The organism is Streptomyces sp. AHU1 (assembly GCF_045343905.1).
Classification (GTDB): domain Bacteria; phylum Actinomycetota; class Actinomycetes; order Streptomycetales; family Streptomycetaceae; genus Streptomyces; species Streptomyces triticiradicis.
Genome location: NZ_CP174283.1, coordinates 7,481,607 through 7,502,350, shown reverse-complemented (window position 1 = coordinate 7,502,350; position 20,744 = coordinate 7,481,607). Strand labels below are relative to the sequence as shown.

Sequence of the window (20,744 nt, the reverse complement as noted above, 5' to 3'; positions counted from 1 at the left end):
CGCCGAAGCGGTCCCGTACCGGGGAGAGGGGTGAGTTCACCCAGGAATCTGCCGTACGACGGCGCCCCGGGTCCATCGAGGATTTCTTAAGCGCGGCCCCAGCTTTCCTTCACGCCCGCGTTCTTCCGCACCGTCCCGGGGCCGGTCGCCGGGTCGGCGGAGCGGCCGGGAGGACGGAGGGGCGAAGAGGTGAGGAGGGGGACGGTGGCATCAGGCACGACTACGTGGACACGCGCGACCCCCGTTCCACGGGGGCTCGTCACATACCTCGAGATCACATACCTCGAGAAGGGATCCCGGCATGAGTCAAAGGATGGGTCCCGGGCGGCCGACAAGTCCGCACCCGCGCCCCGGCGCGTCGTCAGATCCCGTGGACCTCTTCCCGCCGTTCGAGCTGCCCGGTCAGCTCGGCCGCCAGCGCCTTGATGGTCTCCAGGCCCGCCCTCCCCCACGGGCGCGGCTCGGTGTCCACGACGCAGATCGTGCCGAGGGCGATGCCACTGCGGTCGAGCAGCGGGGCGCCGAGGTAGGAACGGACGCCGAACCCGTCGACGACCGGGTTCCCGGCGAAGCGCGGGTAGTCGCAGACGTCCTCCAGGACGAGCGCCTTGCGGCGCACCACCACATGCGGGCAGAAGCCGTGGTCCCGGGCCATGTAGCGGCTCAGCTCGAACTCGTTCCCGGCCGCGTCGGCCAGGGGGCCGACGCCCCTGGCTCCGCCGTCCGGGGTGTGCAGACCCGCGAAGAACTGCTGTCGCTCGTCGATGAAGTTGACCATCGAGTACGGCACCGAGGCCACGTGCGCGAGGCGGTCCGCGAAGGCGTCGAGGGCGGGCTCGGAGCGCTCCCCAAGGCCCAGCCCGCGCAGCCGTCGCACCCGGGCCGGAGCGTCCTTGTCCTGGGGCGTCAGCAGCAGACGGCCGGCCGGCCGCGACGGCTCGTGGCTCATGTACGGGCTCCATGGCTCGGGGAGTGGACGGGCGCGTGGGCGAGGAGGTGACGGACCAGGGTGAGCAGGGTCTGCACCCCCGAGCTGGAGATCCGGGCGTCGCAGCACACGACGGGGATCCGGGGGTCGAGATCGATGGCGGCGCGCACCTCGGCCGGGTCGTAGCGGTACGAGCCGTCGAACTCGTTGACCGCGACGACGAACGCGAGACCGCGCTGTTCGAAGAAATCGACGGCCGCGAAGCAGTCCTCCAGGCGGCGTGTGTCGGCGAGGACCACCGCGCCGAGCGCGCCGTCGGAGAGCTCGTCCCACATGAACCAGAACCGCTCCTGCCCGGGTGTGCCGAACAGGTAGAGCACGTGCTCCTGATCCAGGGTTATGCGGCCGAAGTCCATCGCCACGGTCGTCTCGACCTTGTTCTCGATCCCGTCGAGCCTGTCGGTCGAGGCGCTGACCGTGGTCAGCAGTTCCTCCGTGCTGAGCGGCGCGATCTCGCTCACCGCGCCGACGAACGTCGTCTTGCCGACGCCGAACCCTCCCGCCACCAGGATCTTCAGCGCGGTGGGGAAGGGGTCAGAGCTGTCGTCGTAATCCATCGAGCACTGCCTCCAGAAGGGATCGGTCAGTGGGGTTGTGGTGGAACCGAGGGGGCTTCGTGGTCAGCGCCCCGCAGTCGACGAGGTCCGACAGCAGCACCTTGGTGACAGCCGCCGGCAGCTTCAGATGGGCGGCGACCTCCGCGACCGAGACGGGCACCCGGCAGCGTTCGAGCGCCTGGCCGTGCTCGGGGCCGAGGTGGCCGAGGGGGGTGGCTCCCGTGGCCATGACCTGGGAGATGAGGTCGAGCGTGGTACTCGGCCGGGTCCGGCCGCCGCTGACGGTGTAGGGGCGCACCAGGCGTCCCGCCGCGTCGTCGAGCCAGGGCCCGTCGCCGGCCGCGGCCACCCTCAAGACCTCATCGCCGGAGGTTCGACGGCGTGCCGCCGGGGTGGGGTGACCAGATAGGGCCGGACGCTCTTGACCAGCATCGCCATCTCGTAGCCGAGGACGGCCGCGTCGGCCTCGCGGCCCGCGAGCACGGCGAGGCAGGTGCCGGAACCCGCCGTGGAGACGAACAGCAGGGTCGAGTCGAGTTCGACCACGACCTGGCGCACCTCGCCGCCGTCCCCGAAACGCACACCCGCGCTGCGCCCGAGGGCGTAGAGGCCGCAGGCGAGCGCCGCCATGTGGTCGGCGCTGTCCGGGTCGAGGCCGTGGACCGACTTCACGAGCCCGTCGCTGGAGAGCAGTACCGCGCTCGTGGTGTGGGGTACGCGCTGGACCAGGCCGCTCATCAGCCAGTCGAGGTCGGACACGTGGCCGGTCGGCGCATCGCTCGCCATGGGGGATCGACTCCTTGAGGTACGAAGGTCTGCGGGAGCGGTGGGCAGGGGTGCGGGGGTCGTCATCCGGCCGGTGTGCTCCCGTCGTGCCGGATGACGCGGTCGTCGTGGCCGGGCGCGAGGTCGTGGGCTCCTCGGGGTGCCTGCGCGTGCGCCGCGCGCGCCGCGTCCGGGCGGGCCGCCGGTGTGCCGTCCCCCGGGGAGGCGTCCAGGAGGTCGCCTCCGCCGGCGGAGGCGCCCGCGGGCAGTTCCCCGCGGGTCCGAACCACGCCGTCGCCGGGTGGCGCCTCCAGGCGCGCCCGGTCCGGGAACGACGCCGGGGCGGCCTGCCGGGCCGTCGGCGACGGGCCCCGGTCCGGCTCCGGCCGCTCCCGGTCCGCCGACTCCGCGTGGGCGGCCTCCGCGAGCCCGATCCCGCGCTGGAACGCCGCCATGAGACCCGGGTCGTGCCCGACGAGGTGCTCCGTGTCCGGGCGGGGCGCCTGTCCTTCGCGCAGCTGCGGGACGATGTGCTCCTGGGCGCGCCGCCTGGGCAGGTTGGGCTTGCCCATGGTGCCGCGTACGACACCGGCGCGCGGTGCGGAGGGCACGACCGCGTTCCCGGCGGCGGCGAGCCGGTCCTCGGGACGGATGCCGGGTACGGCCTCGGCCGGGTTGGGCCGCTCGGAACGGGTACCGCGCACCGGGAGCGGCGTGGCGTCGCCGTGCCTCCCGGCCGGCGTGCCCGGCATGACGCGCGAGGGTGTCCGCGTCCCCCGCACCTGTTCGGGCACCGGCTCCCGCGGCGACTGCCGGGGCACGGGAGCCGTCGGACGGCCACCGGGATCCACCGGGACCCGCGCCGACGGCGGCTGCGCGGCCCCGGGGCCGAGGGCCGGCCGGTGCCCGGCGTCCGTGCCGTGCGGCGGCGCCTGGATCGTGCCGCCGTCCTCGGCGGGGCCCGGCCGTGAGCCCAACAGCCCCTGCGGGACCACGAGTACGGCCTGGACGCCGCCGTAGATGTTGCTCTGGAGCCGTACCTGGATGCCGTGCCGGCGGGCGAGCTGCGAGACGACGAACAGGCCGATGCGCCCGTCCTGGAGCAGACCGGCGACGTTGACCTGGTCCGGGTCGGCGAGCAGGGCGTTCATCCGGTCCTGTTCGGCCGCCTGCATGCCGAGTCCCCGGTCCTCCACCTCGATGGCCAGCCCCGAGGTGACGTGGTCGACGCGCAGCAGCACCTGGGTGTGCGGGGCGGAGAACAAGGTGGCGTTCTCGACGAGTTCGGCGAGCAGGTGGATGACGTCGGCGACCGCGTGACCGCGCAGGGTGCCCTCGGTCGGGGGCACCAGCTTGACCCGTGAGTACTGCTCGACCTCGGCGATCGCGGAGCGCAGCACCTCGGTCATGGAGACGGGGTTGCTCCACTGGCGGCGCGAGACGGCGCCGCCGAGCACGGCCAGGTTCTCGGCGTGGCGTCTGATGCGGGTGGCCAGGTGGTCGACGTGGAAGAGCCCCTTGAGGAGCTCCGGGTCCTCGATCTCGTTCTCCAGGTCGTCGAGGATGGAGATCTCGCGGTGCACGAGGGACTGCAGGCGCCGGGCCAGGTTGACGAAGACCTCGACCTTCTGTTCGCTGCCCGCCTGGCTGGAGAGCTGCGAGGCCTGCACGACGGCCGCGACGGCGCCGTCGTGGGCGCGGGAGAGGTCGGCGGCGAGCAGCTCGAAGTCGTCGGCGTCCACGGGAAGACGGCGGCGCGTGCTGCGCGCGGGCGGGTCCTCGCCGCGGCGCAGCCCCTCGACGACGGCGAGCAGATCGGTCTCGGTGCGGGCGCTCGTGCGGCGCAGGGCTCCTATGCGTTCCCGTACGGACGCGGCGGCGCGGTCGGCGGCCACGGCGGCGATCAGGATGCCGGCCAGGGCCACGCCCGCCGCTCCGGCGAGGACGGCCCACAGGGCGGGGCCGGGCCGGGCGCCGGTGGAGCGGACGGTGAACAGTACGGCGGCGCACGCGCTGAGGGCCACGGCGGTCGGCGGCAGGACGGCGAGGCGCAGCAGCTGGGGCCGCAGGTGCGTCTCGGGGGGTGCGAGGGTGGCGCGGGGGGCCGGCCGACCGTGCCGCCCGCCCTCACGGCGGTCTGCGCGTGCGGCCGGTGCGCGGAGGTGAGACATCTGCGTCCTCGTACTGGATGCGTCGGGGGCGTGGAGCTCCCGCGGGTCTGCGCGACTCGGGCGTGTGCCATCGCGGTGCCGGTCGAGAGAGCCGAAAAAAACGGCCCTGCGTCGCCCGTCGGCAACTGACAGTAGTCGCCAACGCGTCATGTGCGGTGGGCTGTTGACAAACTCCCCCGGGTAGCGTCCCGCTCTGGTATGAGGCATCGCACGACTGACCGATAACACCGCCGGACACGCGTTCACGGCAGGCTCCGGATCCGATCGGAGCTGGTCGGAAGCGGTCGCAAGCAAACAGCGAGGGCCGGAGAGCGTTTCGCTCTCCGGCCCTCGTCAGGGGTCGGCGGATCAGCCCGCGGGCACCGCCTCGGGCTCTCCGGTGTCCTCCGTCGAGCCGTCGGCGATGTCACCCGGCGTGTCGGCGACGGCCTCCTCGAAGGCCGGCCAGCCGCCCTTCGGCGCACGGGCCGCACCACGCCACCAGGGCTCGGAGGGGACGGTCTCGGCCGTGGGTTCGAAGGGCTCACCGGGGCGGGGCAGCGCGACGCGCGCTCCCACCGCGCGGGCGGCGGCCAGGGTGCCCTCGCCCGGGTCGGACCAGGCGTGGGTGGCCAGGTTGAACGTCCCCCAGTGGATCGGCAGCATCACCCCGGCGGGCCGCCCGCCCTGGAGGTCCAGGTGGGAGCGCATGCCCTCCTGAGGCGTCATATGAATATCAGGCCAGAAGTCGCTGTATGCACCGATCTGGATCATTGTGGCGTCGAACGGGCCGTGGGCGGCGCCGATCTCCTTGAAGCCCTGGAAGTAGCCGGTGTCGCCGCTGTGGTAGATCCGGTGCGCCTCGCCCTCGGCGACCCAGGAGGCCCAGAGGGTGTGCTGGGTGTTGCGCAGACCGCGCCCGCAGAAGTGGCGCGCCGGTGTCGCCGTCAGGGTGATCCCGCCGACCCGGGTCGACTCGTTCCAGTCCAGCTCGCGGATGCGGCCCTCCGGGACGCCCCAGTGCTCCAGGTGGGCTCCGACGCCGAGCGGCACGGCGAACACCGCGTCCGTTCCGCCCAGCGCCTTGATCGTGGGCATGTCGAGGTGGTCGTAGTGGTCGTGCGAGATCACCACGACGTCCACCGGGCCGAGCTCGGCCAGCGGCAGGGGCACCGGGTGCAGGCGCCTGGGACCGGCGAAGGCGAACGGGGAGCAGCGCTCGCCCCAGACCGGGTCGAACAGCACCCGGTGGCCGTCGATCTCGGCGAGGACGCTGGAGTGCCCCATCCAGGTGAGCCGCAGCCCGGTCGCGGCGGGCCCGGCCAGGTCGGCGAGGGTCGTCGCGTGCACCGGCACGGTCCCGGCCGGGGAGCGGTGGGCGCGCTCCTCGCTGCGGAAGTAGACCTTGGCGAACTCCACCATCGAGCCGTCGGGGCGGGTGCGGGCGCTCTCCGGGTTCTGGAAGACCCCGTCCGCGAAGTTCGGCGAGTTGCGGATGCGCCGCATGCGCGCACCGGCCGGATCCGCGCCGAAGGCGGCGGGCCGCAGCGCGCGGAGCCCGGAGCTCAGGGTACGGAAACCGGTCACGGATACCTCCAGATGGAGTCGGTCAGGCTTTCATTATGGTCGTCGCCCCCGACAGCGCCGGGGCGCCCGGGTCACAGCGCGACGTCCGTGATCCCGGGCCCGTAACTGCTCAACCCCGCCGCACCCCCGCTTCTTCCGCTCCGGGCGGGCGTTTCCGGGCGTCACGGCGCCCCGGTGACCGCCGACGGACCGTCCCGGCACCTCCGGCGACGGTCGATCCGGTGCGTTGACACGACCCGGCACCCGTTCCGATACTGACCCATGGTTCAGTAGTCAGGTATTCGTCCCGGCGGCCCGGCGGCCGTGCCGGCCCGTCCACGTCTGGAGACACCGTGTCCGACCTCCCCGCCGAACCGGCGCCGTCCGAGGGCGCCTCGGGCGCCGTGCGGCGCGCCGTCACACGGGGCCTGTGATGGGCGAGACGCTCACCGGCGGCGAGGCCCTGGTCCGCGCGCTGTCCGCACACGCCGTGACCCGGGTCTTCGGCATCCCCGGTACGCACAACCTGGAGATCTACCGCCACCTGTCCGCGTACGGCGTCCGGCACGTCCTGACGCGCCACGAACAGGGCGCCGGATACGCCGCCGACGGCTACGCGCGCGTGACCGGGCGCCCCGGCGTCGTGATCACCACGACCGGACCCGCCCTGCTGAACGCGGCGGCCGCCGTCGGCCAGGCCTACTCGGACAGCGTGCCGCTGCTCGTCGTCTCCCCCGGCGTGCCCCTGCGCCACCCGCGGCTCGCCACCGGCCTGCTGCACGAGACGCGCAGCCAGACGGAGGCCCTGCGGGGCGTGGCCGCGTTCAGCCACCGCGTGTCCTCGGTCGCCGAGATCGACACGGCGGTGGCACGCGCCTTCACCCTCTTCCGCACCGGCCGGCCGCGGCCCGCGCACATCGAGATCCCGCTCGATCTGCTGGAGGCCGCCGAGGAGACCGGCCCCGTCCGCGTCGCCCCTCCCGTCACTCCCCGCGCCCCGGCTCCCCCCGCCCTGGAGCGGGCAGCCGAAGCGCTGCTCGACGCCCGCCGTCCGGCACTCGTGCTCGGCGGCGGGGCGCGCGGCGCGGCCGTCCCGGCCCTGGCCCTCGCCGAGGAACTGGGCGCTCCCGTCCTCACCACGGCCAACGGCAAGGGGATCGTCCCGGAGACCCATCCGCTGGCCCTCGGCGTGTCGCTGCCCAGTCCCCCGGTCCGGGACTGGCTCACGGAGCGCGACGCCGTGCTCGCCGTGGGCACCGAGCTCGCCGAGTCCGACTTCTGGTCCGCGCCGCCCGCCCTGAACGGCACGCTGGTCCGCGTGGACCTGGACCCGGACCAGATGTACGCGGGCCTCGCCGCGGACATCGCCGTCGTCGGCGACGCGCGGCTCTCCCTGGCGGCCCTGCTCGCCGCGGTCCGGGAGCCCGCCGGCACACACCGGCACGCGCGCGTGCCGGCGGAGGACCCCGTCCGGCGGGCCGGAGCGCTGCGGGCCGCGCGGAACGCCGGGACCGCCGGACGCGACGCCCGCTGGATCCCGTACCTGCGGGCGATCCGTTCCGTCCTCCCCGAGGACGCCGTGATCACCTCGGACAGCGCCCAGTGCTGCTACTACGGAGCGCTTCCCCACCTCCCGCTCGGACCCGCGGGCCGCTATCTTCATCCGACCGGCTACGGCACGCTCGGCTACGCACTGCCCGCGGCGATCGGAGCCAAGGCGGCGTGCCCCGGCCGCGAGGTGGTGGCGCTCAGCGGGGACGGCGGCCTCCAGTTCACCGTGCAGGAGCTGGCGACCGCGGCACAGCTCCGCCTCCCGCTGCCCGTCGTGGTCTTCGACAACGGCGGCTACGGGGAGATCCGCGACGAGATGGCAGCCCGGGGCGACACGCCGACGGCCGTCGACCTCGCTCCGGTCGACCTGCCCGCCCTGGCCCGCGCCTACGGAGGACAGGGCACGCACGCGTACGGCCCGGACGAGCTGAGCGCCGCGCTCGCCGAGGCACTGCGCACCCCCGGCCCCACCCTGATCGCCGTCCCCGAGGAGACCCCATGACCGCCGCCCCTCTGATGACGCTCACCTGGACGGACCACGTCACCGGCCGTCCGGGGTTCCTCGTCGTCGACCGGCTCGTACGGGGCGTCTCCAGCGGCGGTCTGCGGATGCGGCCCGGCTGCACGCTGGAGGAGGTCGCCGGGCTCGCCCGCGGCATGACCATGAAGGAAGCCCTGCACTACAACCCGGAGGGCCGGTACGTCCCGCTGGGCGGCGCCAAGGGCGGGATCGACTGCGACCCCCAGGACCCGGAGGCGTACGGCCTGCTGGTGCGCTACCTGCGCGCCATGCGCCCCTACATCGAGTCCTTCTGGACCACCGGTGAGGATCTCGGGCTCAGCCAGGACCTGGTCGACCGGGCCGCGGAGGAGGCCGGCCTCGTCTCGTCCATCCAGGCCGTGTACCCGCTGCTCGACGACGAGGCGGCGGCCCGCGCGCGCCTCGCGGACGCCTTCGCGGTCGAGGTGGACGGCATCGGCCTCGACGAACTGGTCGGCGGCTGCGGGGTCGCCGAGTCGGTGCTCGCCGCCCTGGACCGGGCCGGGACCCCGTACGCGGGAACGCGTGTCTCCGTGCAGGGGCTCGGCACCATGGGCGGGGCCACCGCGCGCTTCCTCGCGCGCGCGGGACTCAGGATCGTGGCCGTCGCCGACGTCAAGGGAACCGTCGTGAACCCGGACGGCCTCGACGTCGAGGCGCTGCTCGCGGCACGGGACGCGTACGGGACCGTCGACCGCGCGGTGCTGCGCCCGGCCGACCACGAACTCCCCGGTGACGCCTGGCTGTCCGTCGACGCGGAGGTACTGGTGCCCGCCGCGGTCTCGTACGCGATCGATACGGCGAACCAGCGGGAGATCAAGGCCCGTTGGATCGTCGAGGCGGCCAACATGCCCGTCCTGGCGGACGCGGAGGAACTGCTCGCCTCGCGCGGGATCACCGTCCTGCCGGACGTCGTGGTCAACTCCGGTACGAACGCCTGGTGGTGGTGGACCCTGTTCGGCGACATCGGCGCCGACGCGGACGAGGCGTTCGCCCACACCCGGCGCTCCATGCGCGCCCTGATCGACCGGACGCTCGCGCGCGCGGAGGCCGACGGAACGACCCCGCGCGCCGCCGCCCACGCCATCGTCACCGACCGGCTGCCGGTCATCGCGGAGCGGTTCGGCTGGTACCGCTGAGGGGGCGGGGCCACCGGGCGTCCGCTCCGGGAGGGGAGCCGCGCCGGGTACGGCGATTCCCTGGCGGGAATTGAGGGGCGGGCCGGACCGGAGCAGAGTCGGTGACGTCACAGGAACCGCGCGAGAGCGCGCACCGACCCGTACGAGGAGCACCATGTCCGCCACCGACGCGCAGGACCTGATCGAGCGCTACATCGGCGTCTGGAACGAACCCGACCCCGCGGTCCGCCGCGCGACCGTGCGGGAGCTGTGGGCCGAGGACGGCGTGCATCTCCTGCGTCCCCCGCAGGAGATGCACGACAGGGCCGTGTCCCTCGGCTTCGGCACCGCCGCGCTGGAGGCCCGGGGTCACGCCGAGCTGCACGCGCGCGTGACACGCGCCTTCGAGGAGTTCGTGGCCCCGGGGACGTACGTCTTCAGGATCGGAGAGCCCGCTCGCGAGCTGGACGACGTGGTCACGTTCCGCTGGGAGTCCTTCCACACCGGGGAGGGGCGGGTCACGGGTGGCGGGCTGGAGTTCCTCGTCCTGGACGGGGAGGGCCGCATCAAGGCCGACTACCAGTTCGTCGACTGAGGGCGGGCGGGGTGTCCTCGCGGGGGCGGACCGGACGGGACGCCGGGAAGGACGTCGACCGCTGCCGGGCCTCCCCCGAAAGGGCTGTGTAGGGTTGCCGCGTGGCGAGAGTCCGGTTGAGCGTGGCGGAGCGGCGCGGGGAGTTGCTGCGGGCCGCCGTCGAACAGATCGAGGCGCGGGGCGTGGCGGCGGTACGGATCGCCGACGTGGCCTCGGCGCTCGGCGTGAGCAACGCGCTGGTGCTGTACCACTTCTCGACGAAGGAGAAGCTGGTCGCCGCCGCGTTCACCCACGCCGCCGAGGACGACCTCGCCCATCTGCGCAAGCTGCTCGGCCGCCGTACGACGGCGCTGCGACGCCTTCGGGCCGCCGTGCGCTGGTACGCCCCGACGGGGCAGGCGAAGGGCTGGCGCCTGTGGATCGAGGGCTGGGCGGTCGCCCTGCGCGAGCCCGCGCTGCGCGAGGTCACCCGCGATCTCGACCGGCAGTGGAAGGCCGCGATGACCGAGGTGATCGCGGAGGGGGTGGCCGCCGACGAGTTCCGCTGCCCGGACCCGGCGGGCGCGGTCCTCAGGCTCACGGCGCTGCTGGACGGACTGGCCGTCCAGATGACGGCGTACTCCGGAGCGGTCTCACGGGCGCGGACCCAGGAATGGGTGGACGAGGCCCTCGCCCGCGAACTGGGCCTGGAGCGCGAGGCGTTGATGGCGGCGGTGCGCTAGGCCGGACACGGCCCGCAGACGCGCGAGTGCGGGGCCGAGGTCTTCGGCCCCGCACTCGTCGTCCTCGCCCGCTCCGGTCGCGCAGACCCTCGGGACGACGTCGCCCGGATCAGGCGACAGCCTCGATGCGCAGCTTGATGTCGTCCGGTGAGAGGGCGCCCTTGGCCGAGATGTGATCGCCCGAGGACTCGCCGCGCAGCCGGCGTCCGATCCACGGGACCAGGTATTCGCGCGCCCACTGGATGTTGTCGCGGCGCACCTCCAGCGTGCCGCGCGGCGGGAGGGGCGGCCAGGGCTGGTCCGGATCGGCGGGGACCTCGAGGCCGAGCACCTGTCCGGCGCGGAGCGCCACCCGGGTGTGCCCCTCGGGCGAGAGGTGCAGCCGGTCGCCGTCCCAGGCCCGCCGGTCCTGGACCGTCTTCAGCGACCAGAGGTCGAGGACGGGACAGCCGTAGCGGTCCGCGATGGCCCGCACGTGTCCGTTGTAGGTGGCGATCTTGCCGCGCAGGTGCTTGAGCACGGGGACGCCACGGGTGTCGAAGCCGGTGGTCACCATGACGGTGCCGACGGCGGAGGTGAGGTCGGCGACCGCGCGCTCGAAGCGCTCCGCGACCTCGTCGGGGTCGGTGCCGGGGCGGATGATGTCGTTGCCGCCGGCGCAGAACGAGACCAGGTCCGGGCCGAGTTCCTTGGCCCGCTGGAGCTGGGTCTCGACGATCTGGTCGAGCAGTTTGCCGCGCACCGCGAGATTGGTGTAGTCGAAGTCGCCTTCGGGCCTGCGGTCCGCGAGAAGTACGGCGAACCGGTCGGCCCAGCCGACGAACGCCCCGTCGGGCCCAGGGTCGCCGACGCCCTCGGTGAAGCTGTCCCCCACCGCCACGTACGACCCGATCACTGATCTGTTGTCACTCTTCGAATCGTCTGCCACGTCGAGCCATGATTCACCTTTCGATGTGAGCTACGCGACCGTAGGGAAGGGTTGACTGACGGTGAGATAAGCCACTCGCCAAGCGTTGGTCAACTCCGGAATAAGGCTCGCATCAGGGATGTTGAGGCAGCGATCACCCGGAAGCCCGTGCCGCGGGACCACCGAAGGCCGGACCCCGGGGATCGTGGGGTCCGGCCTTCGGACATTTTCCTGCCGTCAGGAGCAGGAGACGGGGGGTCAGCCCACCGCGACACCGTGCGAGCGCAGGTACGCGACCGGGTCGACGTCGGAACCGTAGTCCGGCGTGGTGCGGATCTCGAAGTGCAGGTGCGGTCCGGTCACGTTGCCGGTCGCGCCGGAGAGGCCTATCTGCTGCCCCTCGGTCACGGTCTGCCCGGCGGAGACGGACAGCGACGACATGTGGGCGTACTGGGAGTACTTGCCGTCGGCGTGCTGGATGACGACCTGGTTGCCGTAGGCGCCGCCCCAGCCCGCGGAGACGACGGTGCCCGCGGCGATGGACTTGATCGTGGTGCCGGTCGGGATCACGAAGTCCACGCCCGTGTGGTAGCCGCTGGACCACATGCTGCCCGCCACCTTGTAGCCGGTGCCGACGGAGCTGCCGCCGACCGGCAGGGTGTAGCCGGAGGAGCTGTCGGCGGAAGCGGAGGCGGTTGCGCCTGCGGCCGGGGTCTCCTGGGCGGGCTTCGCCGGAGTGGCCTCCTGGGCGGGCTTCGCCGAAGTGGCCGCCTTGGCGGACGTGTGCGTGGCCGAGTGGGCGGCCGCGTGGGCCTTCCCGCCGAGCGACAGCTTCAGACCGGGGTGGATCAGCGACGGGTCGCCGCCGATGGCGGAGCGGTTGTCGGAGTAGATCTTCTTCCAGCCGCCGCTGACGTTCTGCTCGTCGGCGATCTTCGAGAGGTAGTCGCCGGACCTCACCGCGTACGTCTTCGTCGTGGTGGCCGGAGCCGCCTTCTCGGCGGGGGCGGCGGCCGGGGCCTTCTCGACGTGGTGCGCGACGGCGGTGGCCTGGGTCGCGGCGTGGGCGCCCGTGGCTCCCATCAGGGGCAGCGCGAGTGCGGCGCCACCGGTTCCGGCCACGGCGATCGAGCGGCTGAAACGAGGGGACTTGGGACGGCGATGCTTACCCTTCGCGGGCATGGCGGATTCCTCTCCGGCGCCTGCGGGGTGAGCTGTCGGGTGCGGGCTGGAGATGCCCGGCCGCGTCGCTGCGCGGCTGTACCCCAAGCCTGTTCCGGGAACCGGACCAGGCACGGAACCTGTGGGTCCCCCGCTCCTGCCGTGTACGGGTGAGTGTGCGGACTCCGGGCGGCGGCAGGATTGGGCGTCCGTCCGGATTGAGGCAGAACGTAGGCGACATGAGAGCGCGTCGACAACTATGGGCGGTTTCTGTGCGCTCGTCTTTCTTGATCCATGCCGAGATCACCGTCACCCTCCGTGGAACGACGATCTTCCGGGCCTCCCAATCCGTCTGGAAAAAATGGTGCGTTGAGAAGCGAGGGCGGCAACGCATCGTCACGAATATGACGCTCCTCACGCGACTCATCCCAGCGGCCCTTATTCCAGGGCCAGTTGTAATGAAGGTGCCTATTCGGACAGAACGACCAGATGCGACGCGAGCGGATAACCGACGCATTCGACTCTCCAGGCAGAGAGGCACTCGAAACGGTGCTCTAAATGCCCCACTTCAGGGAGATTCGCCCGCACCACCCGCTCGATCCGGTCCCGCGATCGGAGCCCCCTTTAAATCGAACGTGAATTCGATCGCGTGAGCCTCCGGGACGGCGTCACCGGGTGCGTCCCGACCGCGAGCCGGCGCCTGTGGACAACTCATTGCCCGAGGAACCCATGTCGTATCGTCGAGAGCGCGAGCCGGCACAACCGCCGACGAGCGGCGCCGAGTCCGTTCCGGCGACGCCGGAGGCCGAATGGGAGGAACCCCGTGACGCAGCAGATCCCGTCGACCGAGCCCGAGCTCGGCGGAGTGCGCAACTTCCGCGACGTGGGCGGACTGCCCACCACGGACGGCCGGCGGGTGCGCTACGGGCACCTGTTCCGCAGCGGTCACCTCGCGCACGCCACGGAGGAGGACGCCGCGTTCCTCGCCTCCCTGGGACTCCACACGATCTTCGACTTCCGCAATGCCGCGGACCAGAAGCTGGAGGGCCCGGACGTCGAACTGCCGGGCGTGCGGAACGTGAACCTCCCGCTGAGCGACCCGGCGGACGGCAGCGAGTTCTGGAAGATGGTCCGCGACGGCGAGATCGACCAGCTCCGCGGGATCCTCGGCGACGGCAAGGCCGCGAACCGGATGATCAACTCCTACCGCACGATCATCAAGGAGCGCACGGCCGAGCACTCCCAGGTGCTGCACGCCCTGGCCGACGACAGCGTGCCCGCGCTGATGCACTGCGCGGCGGGCAAGGACCGCGCCGGGCTGTCCATCGCGGTCACCCTGCTCGCCCTCGGCGTCGAGCGCGAGGCGATCGTGGCCGACTACCTGGAGTCGAACGCCACGCACCGCCGTTACAAGGTGCACCGCAACGGTTCCTCGGCCGGCGCCTACTCCCCCGAGGTGATGGAACTGCTCAGCCCGCTGTTCGACGCGCGCGCCGAGTACCTGACGGCCGCGTTCGAGACGATCGAGGCCACCTGGGGCGGCGTCGAGGCCTATCTGGAGCAGGGGCTGGGGCTGACGCCGGAGCTGCGGGAGCGCCTGCGCGCGCGGCTCCTGGACTGAGCCGCGCGCCGGGGCCGGGCCCCCGCCGGGCCGGGCCCCTACTGGTTCTGCGCGCCCAGCGTGAAGAGCAGGTAGATGAAGGCCGCGAAGAGGTGGCCGACGGCGACGTAGATGATCAGCCGCACCCACAGGGCGCGCGGGAACCTGTCCTCCATGGACCGGCGGGGCGTGGGTTCGGTCATGACGTCTCTCCCGGGGTGGGGTGGCCCGTCGCCGTGCCGAGGCACAGCGCGGCGACGGGGCTCTGCAACAGGGTGTGCACGAAGAGGAGCTCGGCTCCGCCGCGCTCGGCGGCGGCGATGCGGTGCGGGGTCAGCGAGTCGAAATGGGCGCTGTCCCCGGGCGCGAGGACGTGCGCGGTGTCCCCGAGGCGCAGGCTGAGCCGCCCCTGGAGGACGTACAGCCACTCCTCGCCCGGATGGACACGCACGATGTCGCCCTGCGACCCGTACGGGACGCGCACGCGCAGCGCCTGCATCCCGCGGCCCGCGGAGCCCGCCTGCCAGTAGGTCCAGCCGCCCGCCGGGGCCGGCTCCATGTCGGCGGCCCGCACGATCGCGTCACGGTCGGGGACCGCCTCGCCGAGCAGTTCGGAGACCGTCGTACCGTAGACACGGGCCAGCGTGAGCAGCATCGGCAGCGAGGGCTGGCGCTGCCCGGTCTCCAGGCGGGAGAGATGGGCGGGCGAGAGTCCGGCGGCACGGGCGGCGGCCTCCAGCGTGAGGGAGGCACCGCGGCGCAGGGTGCGGAGCCGGGGCGCCACGGCGTGCAGTTCGGCGGACGGCTCGTCGGCCGCCCCCGGTTCGGCAGGGCTCATGGGACCATTGAGCCAAACAATTACCTCCGAGGCAATTTCCTTGCCCCAGAGGCAAAAGTCTCGGTGCGCGCGGCGCGTCCGACGGGACCCGTCCTCCGCGGGCCGCCGCGCCGCACGCGGCCCTCAGCGGTTCGCCACCGCCTGCTTCACCAGCGTCTTCCCGAAGTCCCACATCAGCCCGCCGCCGTTGTGCGCGTCCTCCATCACCGCGGTGAAGGCCTCCACGAACCGGTCGACGTCCCGCTCGTCGACGACCAGCGGCGGGATCAGCTTGATCACCTCCAGGTGGTCGCCGGAGACCTGGGTGAGGATGCGGTGCCGCTGGAGCAGCGGCACGACGACCATCTGCGCGAACAGACCCTTGCGCGCGGCCTGCAGCATGGTCCAGCGGCTGCGCAGCTTGAGGGACGCGGGCCGGCCGAACTCGATGCCGATCATCAGGCCCCGGCCGCGCACCTCGCTGAGCAGCTCGTACCGGTCGACCAGGGCCGCCAGCCGGGACTTCAGCAGTTCGCCGGTGATCCGCGCGTGGGCGACGGTCTGCTCGTTCTCCATCACGGAGAGCACGGCGAGGCCCGCCGCCATGGCCTGCGCGTTGGAGCCGAAGCTCGCCGAGTGCACGAGGACCCGGTCCATGGAGGAGTAGACCTTCTTGAAGATCCAGTCCTTTCCGATGGTCGCGCCCACCGGGACGTAGCCGCCGGAGAGCGCCTTGGCCACGCACACCAGGTCGGGTTCGACCCCGTCCTCGTGCTGATGGGCGTAGAAGTCCCCGGTCCGGCCGAGGCCGGTCTGCACCTCGTCCGCGATGAGCAGGGCCTTGTGCCGGTGCAGGAGTTCCTGGGCGGCGCGCAGATATCCAGGCGGGGACTCGTGGACGCCCTTGCCCTGGATCGGCTCCACGATGAGCGCGGCGACGTCGCCCTTCCTCAGCTCCCTCGCCAGGGCGTCGAGGTCCCCGAGCCGCACGGCCGTGTCGGGCAGCAGCGGTGCGAAGCCGTCGCGGAAGCCGTCCTCGCCGTTGACCGACAGGGAGCCGGTGGTCAGCCCGTGGAAGGCGTGCGAGCAGTACAGGATCCTCGGCCTGCCCGTGGCGTACCGGGCGAACTTCAGCGCGGTCTCGACGGCCTCCGTGCCGCTGTTGCCGAAGAACACCCGGTCCAGGTGCGGACTGTGGGTGAGCAGCTTCTCGGCCAGCAGTCCGGGCAGCGGCTGGCAGTCGAAGCGGGTGAGGTCGGCGAGCGAGGCGTCGAGGACGTCGTGCAGCGCCTGCCGGACGACGGGGTGGTGGCGGCCGAGGCCCATCACCCCGAAGCCGGCGAGCATGTCGAGGTAGTCGTTGCCGTCCGCGTCCCAGAAGTGGGCGCCCTCGGCGCGCTCGTAGACCTTGTCGAAGCCGATGGTGTGCAGCATGCGCGGGAGCTGGTGGTTCAGGTACTTCGTGTGCAGCTCGTAGCGCTCGGCTCCGCGCTCGGCGAGGAGCGCGCCGAGGTCGAACTCGCCCTTCGGGGCAGGGTCGGTCATTCCTGTTTCTCCTTGGACGACTCGTCCTCGGCCGGCCGGTCGGCGGCCTCGGTCAGCTCGTGGGCGGCCTTGGCCCGTTCGTCCCGGACGGCCAGGGAGGCGCTGATCCGGCCGGCGATCTCCACGGGCGTGAGCCCGATGTCGGCGAGCACCTCGGACCGTTTGGCGTGCGCGAGGAACTGCTCGGGGATGCCGAACCGCCGCACGGGCACGTCGACCTCGGCGTCCCCGAGGGCCAGCGCCACGGCCGCGCCGACGCCCGAGGACCGGCTGTTGTCCTCGACGACGGCGACGAGCCGGTGCCCGGCGGCGAGACCGGGCAGCTCCGGGTCGACGGGCTTGACCCAGCGCGGGTCGACGACGGTGCAGCCGATGCCGCGGGACTCCAGCAGGTCGGCGGTCTGGAGGCAGACCGGGGCCATCACGCCGACCGCGACGAGCAGGACCTCGGGGCGCTCGCCGCGGTGCAGGACGTCGACGCCGCCCACACGGTCCACGGCGGGGACCACCGGCCCGACCGACTCCTTCGGGAAGCGGATCAGGGTCGGCGCGTCGTCCACGGCGACCGCCTCCCGCAGCTGGGCCCTCAGCTGGTCGGCGTCGCGCGGCGCGGCGATCCTGAGACCGGGCACGACCTGGAGGACCGACATGTCCCACATGCCGTTGTGCGAGGCGCCGTCGACACCGGTGACCCCGGCCCGGTCGAGGACGAAGGTCACGCCGCAGCGGTGCAGGGCGACGTCCATGAGGAGCTGGTCGAAGGCCCGGTTGAGGAAGGTCGCGTACACGGCGACGACGGGGTGCAGGCCGCCGGTCGCGAGTCCGGCCGCGGACACCGTGGCGTGCTGCTCGGCGATGCCGACGTCCCACACCCGGTCGGGGAACCTCTCGGCGAACTTCCCGAGTCCGACGGGATGCAGCATGGCCGCCGTGATGGCCACGACGTCCGCGCGCTCCTCGCCGATCCTGACGATCTCGTCTCCGAACACGGAGGTCCAGGAAGGGCCGTTGGACGGTACGAGGGGTTCGCAGGTGAGCGGGTCCATCACCCCGACCGTGTGGAAGTGGTCCTCCTCGTGCGCGAGCGCGGGTTCGTAGCCGCGCCCCTTCTCCGTCAGACAGTGGACGAGCACCGGACCGTGGAAGCGTTTGGCGCGGCGCAGCGCGGACTCCACGGCTCTCACGTCGTGCCCGTCGATCGGACCGACGTACTTGAGCCCCAGGTCCTCGAACATGCCCTGGGGCGCGAAGGCGTCCTTGAAGCCCTTCTTCGCGCCGTGCAGCGACTCGTAGATGGTGTTGCCGACCAGGGGGGTGCGCAGCAGGACCTCCTTGCCCCAGGCGAGGACCTGCTCGTAGCTGTCGGTCGTCCGCAGGGTCGCGAGATGGTTCGCGAGCCCGCCGATGGTGGGGGCGTAGGAGCGTTCGTTGTCGTTGACGACGATGATCAGCGGCCGGTCCTTGGCCGCGGCGATGTTGTTCAGCGCCTCCCACGCCATGCCGCCGGTCAGCGCGCCGTCGCCGATGACCGCGACGACGTGGCCCTTGCCGCCCTGCACCTGCCGGGCCTTGGCGAGCCCGTCCGCCCAGCCGAGCGCCGTGGAGGCGTGACTGTTCTCGATGACGTCGTGCTCGGACTCCTCGCGGGAGGGATAGCCGGACAGGCCGCCCTTGCCGCGCAGCTTGGAGAAGTCCTGACGTCCCGTCAGCATCTTGTGCACGTAGCTCTGATGGCCGGTGTCCCACAGGATGCGGTCGACCGGTGACTCGAAGACCCGGTGGAGGGCGATGGACAGCTCCACCACTCCCAGGTTGGGTCCGAGGTGTCCGCCGGTCCTGGCGACCGCGTGCACCAGGAACTCCCTCACCTCTTCCGCCAGTTCACCGATTTCCGCCTCGGACAGCGCCTTCAGGTCGCGTGGTCCCCGGATGTTCTCCAGAATCGTCACGTCGGGCCCCCTCTCGGTCCGTGCTGATCAGCTCACGGTGACGGCCGGTTGCCCGGACGCGACGCCGTCGTTCTCCATCTGTTCGGCGAGCTTCATCGCCTCGTCGATGAGGGTCTCGACGATCTTCGACTCGGGGACGGTCTTGATGACCTCGCCCTTGACGAAGATCTGCCCCTTGCCGTTGCCGGAGGCGACGCCGAGGTCGGCCTCGCGGGCCTCGCCGGGACCGTTGACGACACAGCCCATGACGGCGACGCGGAGCGGGACCTCCATGCCGGTGAGGCCGGCGGTGACCTCGTCGGCCAGCTTGTAGACGTCGACCTGGGCGCGGCCGCAGGACGGGCAGGAGACGATCTCCAGGCCGCGCTGGCGGAGGTTCAGCGACTGGAGGATCTGCAGGCCGACCTTGACCTCCTCGACCGGCGGGGCCGAGAGGGAGACGCGGATGGTGTCGCCGATGCCCTCGGAGAGCAGGGCACCGAAGGCCACGGCCGACTTGATGGTGCCCTGGAAGGCGGGTCCGGCCTCGGTGACACCGAGGTGCAGCGGGTAGTCGCAGGCGGCGGCGAGCTGCCGGTAGGCGTTGACCATGACGACCGGGTCGTTGTGCTTGACCGAGATCTTGATGTCGTGGAAGTCGTGCTCCTCGAAGAGGGAGGCCTCCCACAGCGCGGACTCCACCAGCGCCTCGGGCGTCGCCTTGCCGTACTTCTGCAGCAGCCGCTTGTCGAGCGAACCCGCGTTGACGCCGATGCGGATCGGGGTGCCGGTGTCCTTGGCGGCCCGCGCGATCTCCTTGACCTGGTCGTCGAACTGCTTGATGTTGCCGGGGTTGACACGGACCGCCGCACAGCCGGCCTCGATCGCGGCGAACACGTACTTCGGCTGGAAATGGATGTCCGCGATCACCGGGATCTGCGACTTCTTGGCGATCGTGGCGAGCGCGTCCGCGTCGTCCTGCGTGGGACAGGCGACCCGCACGATCTGACAGCCCGACGCGGTCAGCTCGGCGATCTGCTGGAGCGTGGCGCCGATGTCCGACGTGCGCGTGGTCGTCATCGACTGCACCGAGACGGGTGCGTCTCCGCCCACGGCCACGGTCCCGACCTGGATCCGCCGCGACACGCGGCGCTCCGCGATCGGCCGGACCGGTACCTCCGGGAGGCCCAGGGAAACGGCGGTCATGACATCACCCGCGGCTTTCCGTGAAGGTCTCGCGGGCGGCGCGGATCGACTCCTTGAGGGAGCCCATGGTGGCGAGGACCGCGGTCGGCTCGTAGCCGCAGTGCGCCATGCAGTTGGCGCACCGGTCGTCCTTGCCGCGGCCGTAGGAGTCCCAGTCGGTCTCCTCCAGGAGCTGCCGGTACGTCTGCACGTACCCGTCGCTCATCAGGTAGCAGGGCCGCTGCCAGCCGAAGAGCGAGTAGCTCGGGATCGCCCACGCGGTGCACGGGAAGTCGATCTTGCCCTCCAGGAAGTCCAGGAACAGCGGGCTCTGGTTGAGCCTCCAGCGGCGCCGGTTGCCGCCCGCGAAGGCCTTCTTGAACAGTTCCCGGGTCTGCTGGACGCCGAGGAAGTGCTCCTGGTCGGGGGCCTTCTCGTAGGCGTAGGCGGGCGAGAGCATCATCTCGTCGACCTTCAGGTCGTCGTTGAGGTAGTTCAGCACCTCGATGACGGTCTGCGGGGTGTCGGTGTTGAAGAAGGTCGAGTTCGTGGTGACCCGGAAGCCGCGCCGCTTGGCCTCCTTGATCGCCTCGACGGCCTCGTCGAAGACGCCTTCCTTCGCGACGGACTCGTCGTGCCGCTCGCGCAGCCCGTCGATGTGCACGGCCCAGGCGAAGTACGGCGAGGGCTTGAACTTGTCCATCTTCTTGCGCATCAGCATGGCGTTGGTGCAGAGGAAGACGAACTTCTTCTTCGCCACCAACTGCCGTACGATCTCGTCGATCTGAGGGTGCATCAGTGGCTCGCCGCCGGCGATGGACACCATCGGCGCACCGGATTCGAGGACCGCGCCCACGGCCTGGGCGACCGGCATGCGCTGCTTGAGCACACCGGCGGGGTGCTGGATCTTGCCGCAGCCCTCGCACGCGAGGTTGCACGCGAAGAGCGGCTCCAGTTCGACGAGCAGGGCGAACTTGTCCCGCTTCCTGAGCTTCTGTTCAAACAGGTACGCAGCGACCTTCATGGACTGCCGAAGCGGCATGGCCAT

General features: G+C 71.9%; 19 protein-coding genes and 1 riboswitch. Of the genes, 5 read left to right on the top strand and 14 right to left on the bottom strand.

The features are described from left to right. Positions 1-361: 361 nt before the first annotated feature. The 6 genes from ACICHK_RS33240 to ACICHK_RS33215 all read right to left on the bottom strand — a co-directional run bounded on the left by ACICHK_RS33240 (position 362) and on the right by ACICHK_RS33215 (position 6,047). The gene (locus ACICHK_RS33240; protein ID WP_406839788.1) at positions 362-949 is read right to left on the bottom strand and encodes a GAF domain-containing protein; all 588 of its coding nucleotides are present in this window, start codon (positions 947-949) and stop codon (positions 362-364) included. Continuing rightward, positions 946-1,545 (bottom strand): GTP-binding protein, encoded by a 600-nt coding sequence (locus tag ACICHK_RS33235; RefSeq protein WP_406839787.1) that lies wholly within the window; start codon positions 1,543-1,545, stop codon positions 946-948. The genes ACICHK_RS33240 and ACICHK_RS33235 overlap by 4 nt, the downstream gene beginning before the upstream one ends. Next, a complete protein-coding gene (locus ACICHK_RS33230) occupies positions 1,523-1,894 on the bottom strand; it encodes a DUF742 domain-containing protein (RefSeq protein WP_406839786.1) in 372 nt (123 codons plus the stop codon). The genes ACICHK_RS33235 and ACICHK_RS33230 overlap by 23 nt, the downstream gene beginning before the upstream one ends. Positions 1,895-1,896: 2 nt before the next feature. Then, positions 1,897-2,331: a roadblock/LC7 domain-containing protein gene (locus tag ACICHK_RS33225; protein WP_151472946.1), complete on the bottom strand. Its 435-nt coding sequence runs from the start codon at positions 2,329-2,331 to the stop codon at positions 1,897-1,899. A 62-nt stretch (positions 2,332-2,393) separates the two neighbouring features. Continuing rightward, the gene (locus ACICHK_RS33220) at positions 2,394-4,481 is read right to left on the bottom strand and encodes an ATP-binding protein (RefSeq protein ID WP_406839785.1); all 2,088 of its coding nucleotides are present in this window, start codon (positions 4,479-4,481) and stop codon (positions 2,394-2,396) included. Positions 4,482-4,829: 348 nt separating this feature from the next. After that, the gene (locus ACICHK_RS33215) at positions 4,830-6,047 is read right to left on the bottom strand and encodes an MBL fold metallo-hydrolase (protein WP_406839784.1); all 1,218 of its coding nucleotides are present in this window, start codon (positions 6,045-6,047) and stop codon (positions 4,830-4,832) included. Positions 6,048-6,459: 412 nt separating this feature from the next. Here ACICHK_RS33215 and ACICHK_RS33210 point away from each other — a divergent pair, with 412 nt between their 5' ends. From ACICHK_RS33210 to ACICHK_RS33195, 4 genes are all read left to right on the top strand, one after another. Next, entirely contained in the window at positions 6,460-8,079 is a 1,620-nt protein-coding gene (locus tag ACICHK_RS33210) for a 5-guanidino-2-oxopentanoate decarboxylase (RefSeq protein ID WP_406839783.1), read from the top strand. Then, positions 8,076-9,257 (top strand): Glu/Leu/Phe/Val dehydrogenase dimerization domain-containing protein, encoded by a 1,182-nt coding sequence (locus ACICHK_RS33205; RefSeq protein WP_406839782.1) that lies wholly within the window; start codon positions 8,076-8,078, stop codon positions 9,255-9,257. The genes ACICHK_RS33210 and ACICHK_RS33205 overlap by 4 nt, the downstream gene beginning before the upstream one ends. A 154-nt stretch (positions 9,258-9,411) precedes the next feature. Beyond that, positions 9,412-9,831, top strand: coding sequence for a hypothetical protein (locus ACICHK_RS33200; protein WP_151472950.1), 420 nt, complete (start codon positions 9,412-9,414; stop codon positions 9,829-9,831). Positions 9,832-9,932: 101 nt separating this feature from the next. Further along, positions 9,933-10,553: a TetR/AcrR family transcriptional regulator gene (locus tag ACICHK_RS33195; RefSeq protein ID WP_406839781.1), complete on the top strand. Its 621-nt coding sequence runs from the start codon at positions 9,933-9,935 to the stop codon at positions 10,551-10,553. Between the two features lie 109 nt (positions 10,554-10,662). On the opposite strand, the gene ACICHK_RS33190 is transcribed toward ACICHK_RS33195, so the two are convergent. Together ACICHK_RS33190 and ACICHK_RS33185 are read right to left on the bottom strand one after the other, a co-directional pair. After that, a complete protein-coding gene (locus ACICHK_RS33190; RefSeq protein WP_406841381.1) occupies positions 10,663-11,448 on the bottom strand; it encodes an SGNH/GDSL hydrolase family protein in 786 nt (261 codons plus the stop codon). Positions 11,449-11,718: 270 nt separating this feature from the next. After that, positions 11,719-12,642 (bottom strand): peptidoglycan DD-metalloendopeptidase family protein, encoded by a 924-nt coding sequence (locus ACICHK_RS33185; RefSeq protein ID WP_406839780.1) that lies wholly within the window; start codon positions 12,640-12,642, stop codon positions 11,719-11,721. Between the two features lie 4 nt (positions 12,643-12,646). Then, a riboswitch (cyclic di-AMP (ydaO/yuaA leader) is annotated at positions 12,647-12,804 on the bottom strand. A gap of 640 nt (positions 12,805-13,444) precedes the next feature. On the opposite strand from ACICHK_RS33185, the gene ACICHK_RS33180 reads away from it, so the two are divergent. After that, positions 13,445-14,242, top strand: coding sequence for a tyrosine-protein phosphatase (locus tag ACICHK_RS33180; RefSeq protein WP_406839779.1), 798 nt, complete (start codon positions 13,445-13,447; stop codon positions 14,240-14,242). A 38-nt stretch (positions 14,243-14,280) separates the two neighbouring features. Here ACICHK_RS33180 and ACICHK_RS33175 read toward each other — a convergent pair whose 3' ends face one another. The 6 genes from ACICHK_RS33175 to hpnH form a co-directional block, all read right to left on the bottom strand. Further along, positions 14,281-14,397, bottom strand: coding sequence for a DUF6126 family protein (locus ACICHK_RS33175; protein WP_037618597.1), 117 nt, complete (start codon positions 14,395-14,397; stop codon positions 14,281-14,283). Between the two features lie 23 nt (positions 14,398-14,420). Next, positions 14,421-15,059 carry a helix-turn-helix domain-containing protein gene (locus ACICHK_RS33170; RefSeq protein WP_151472954.1) on the bottom strand — a complete coding sequence of 213 codons (639 nt, stop codon included), beginning with the start codon at positions 15,057-15,059 and terminating at the stop codon, positions 14,421-14,423. Positions 15,060-15,182: 123 nt separating this feature from the next. After that, positions 15,183-16,583, bottom strand: coding sequence for an aspartate aminotransferase family protein (locus ACICHK_RS33165; RefSeq protein ID WP_406839778.1), 1,401 nt, complete (start codon positions 16,581-16,583; stop codon positions 15,183-15,185). Beyond that, positions 16,580-18,532 carry a 1-deoxy-D-xylulose-5-phosphate synthase gene (dxs, locus tag ACICHK_RS33160; RefSeq protein ID WP_151472956.1) on the bottom strand — a complete coding sequence of 651 codons (1,953 nt, stop codon included), beginning with the start codon at positions 18,530-18,532 and terminating at the stop codon, positions 16,580-16,582. The genes ACICHK_RS33165 and dxs overlap by 4 nt, the downstream gene beginning before the upstream one ends. Before the next feature lie 27 nt (positions 18,533-18,559). Beyond that, positions 18,560-19,717 (bottom strand): flavodoxin-dependent (E)-4-hydroxy-3-methylbut-2-enyl-diphosphate synthase, encoded by a 1,158-nt coding sequence (gene ispG / locus ACICHK_RS33155; protein WP_406839777.1) that lies wholly within the window; start codon positions 19,715-19,717, stop codon positions 18,560-18,562. Between the two features lie 4 nt (positions 19,718-19,721). After that, on the bottom strand, positions 19,722-20,744 hold the full coding sequence (hpnH, locus tag ACICHK_RS33150; RefSeq protein ID WP_151474831.1) for an adenosyl-hopene transferase HpnH: 1,023 nt from the start codon (positions 20,742-20,744) through the stop codon (positions 19,722-19,724).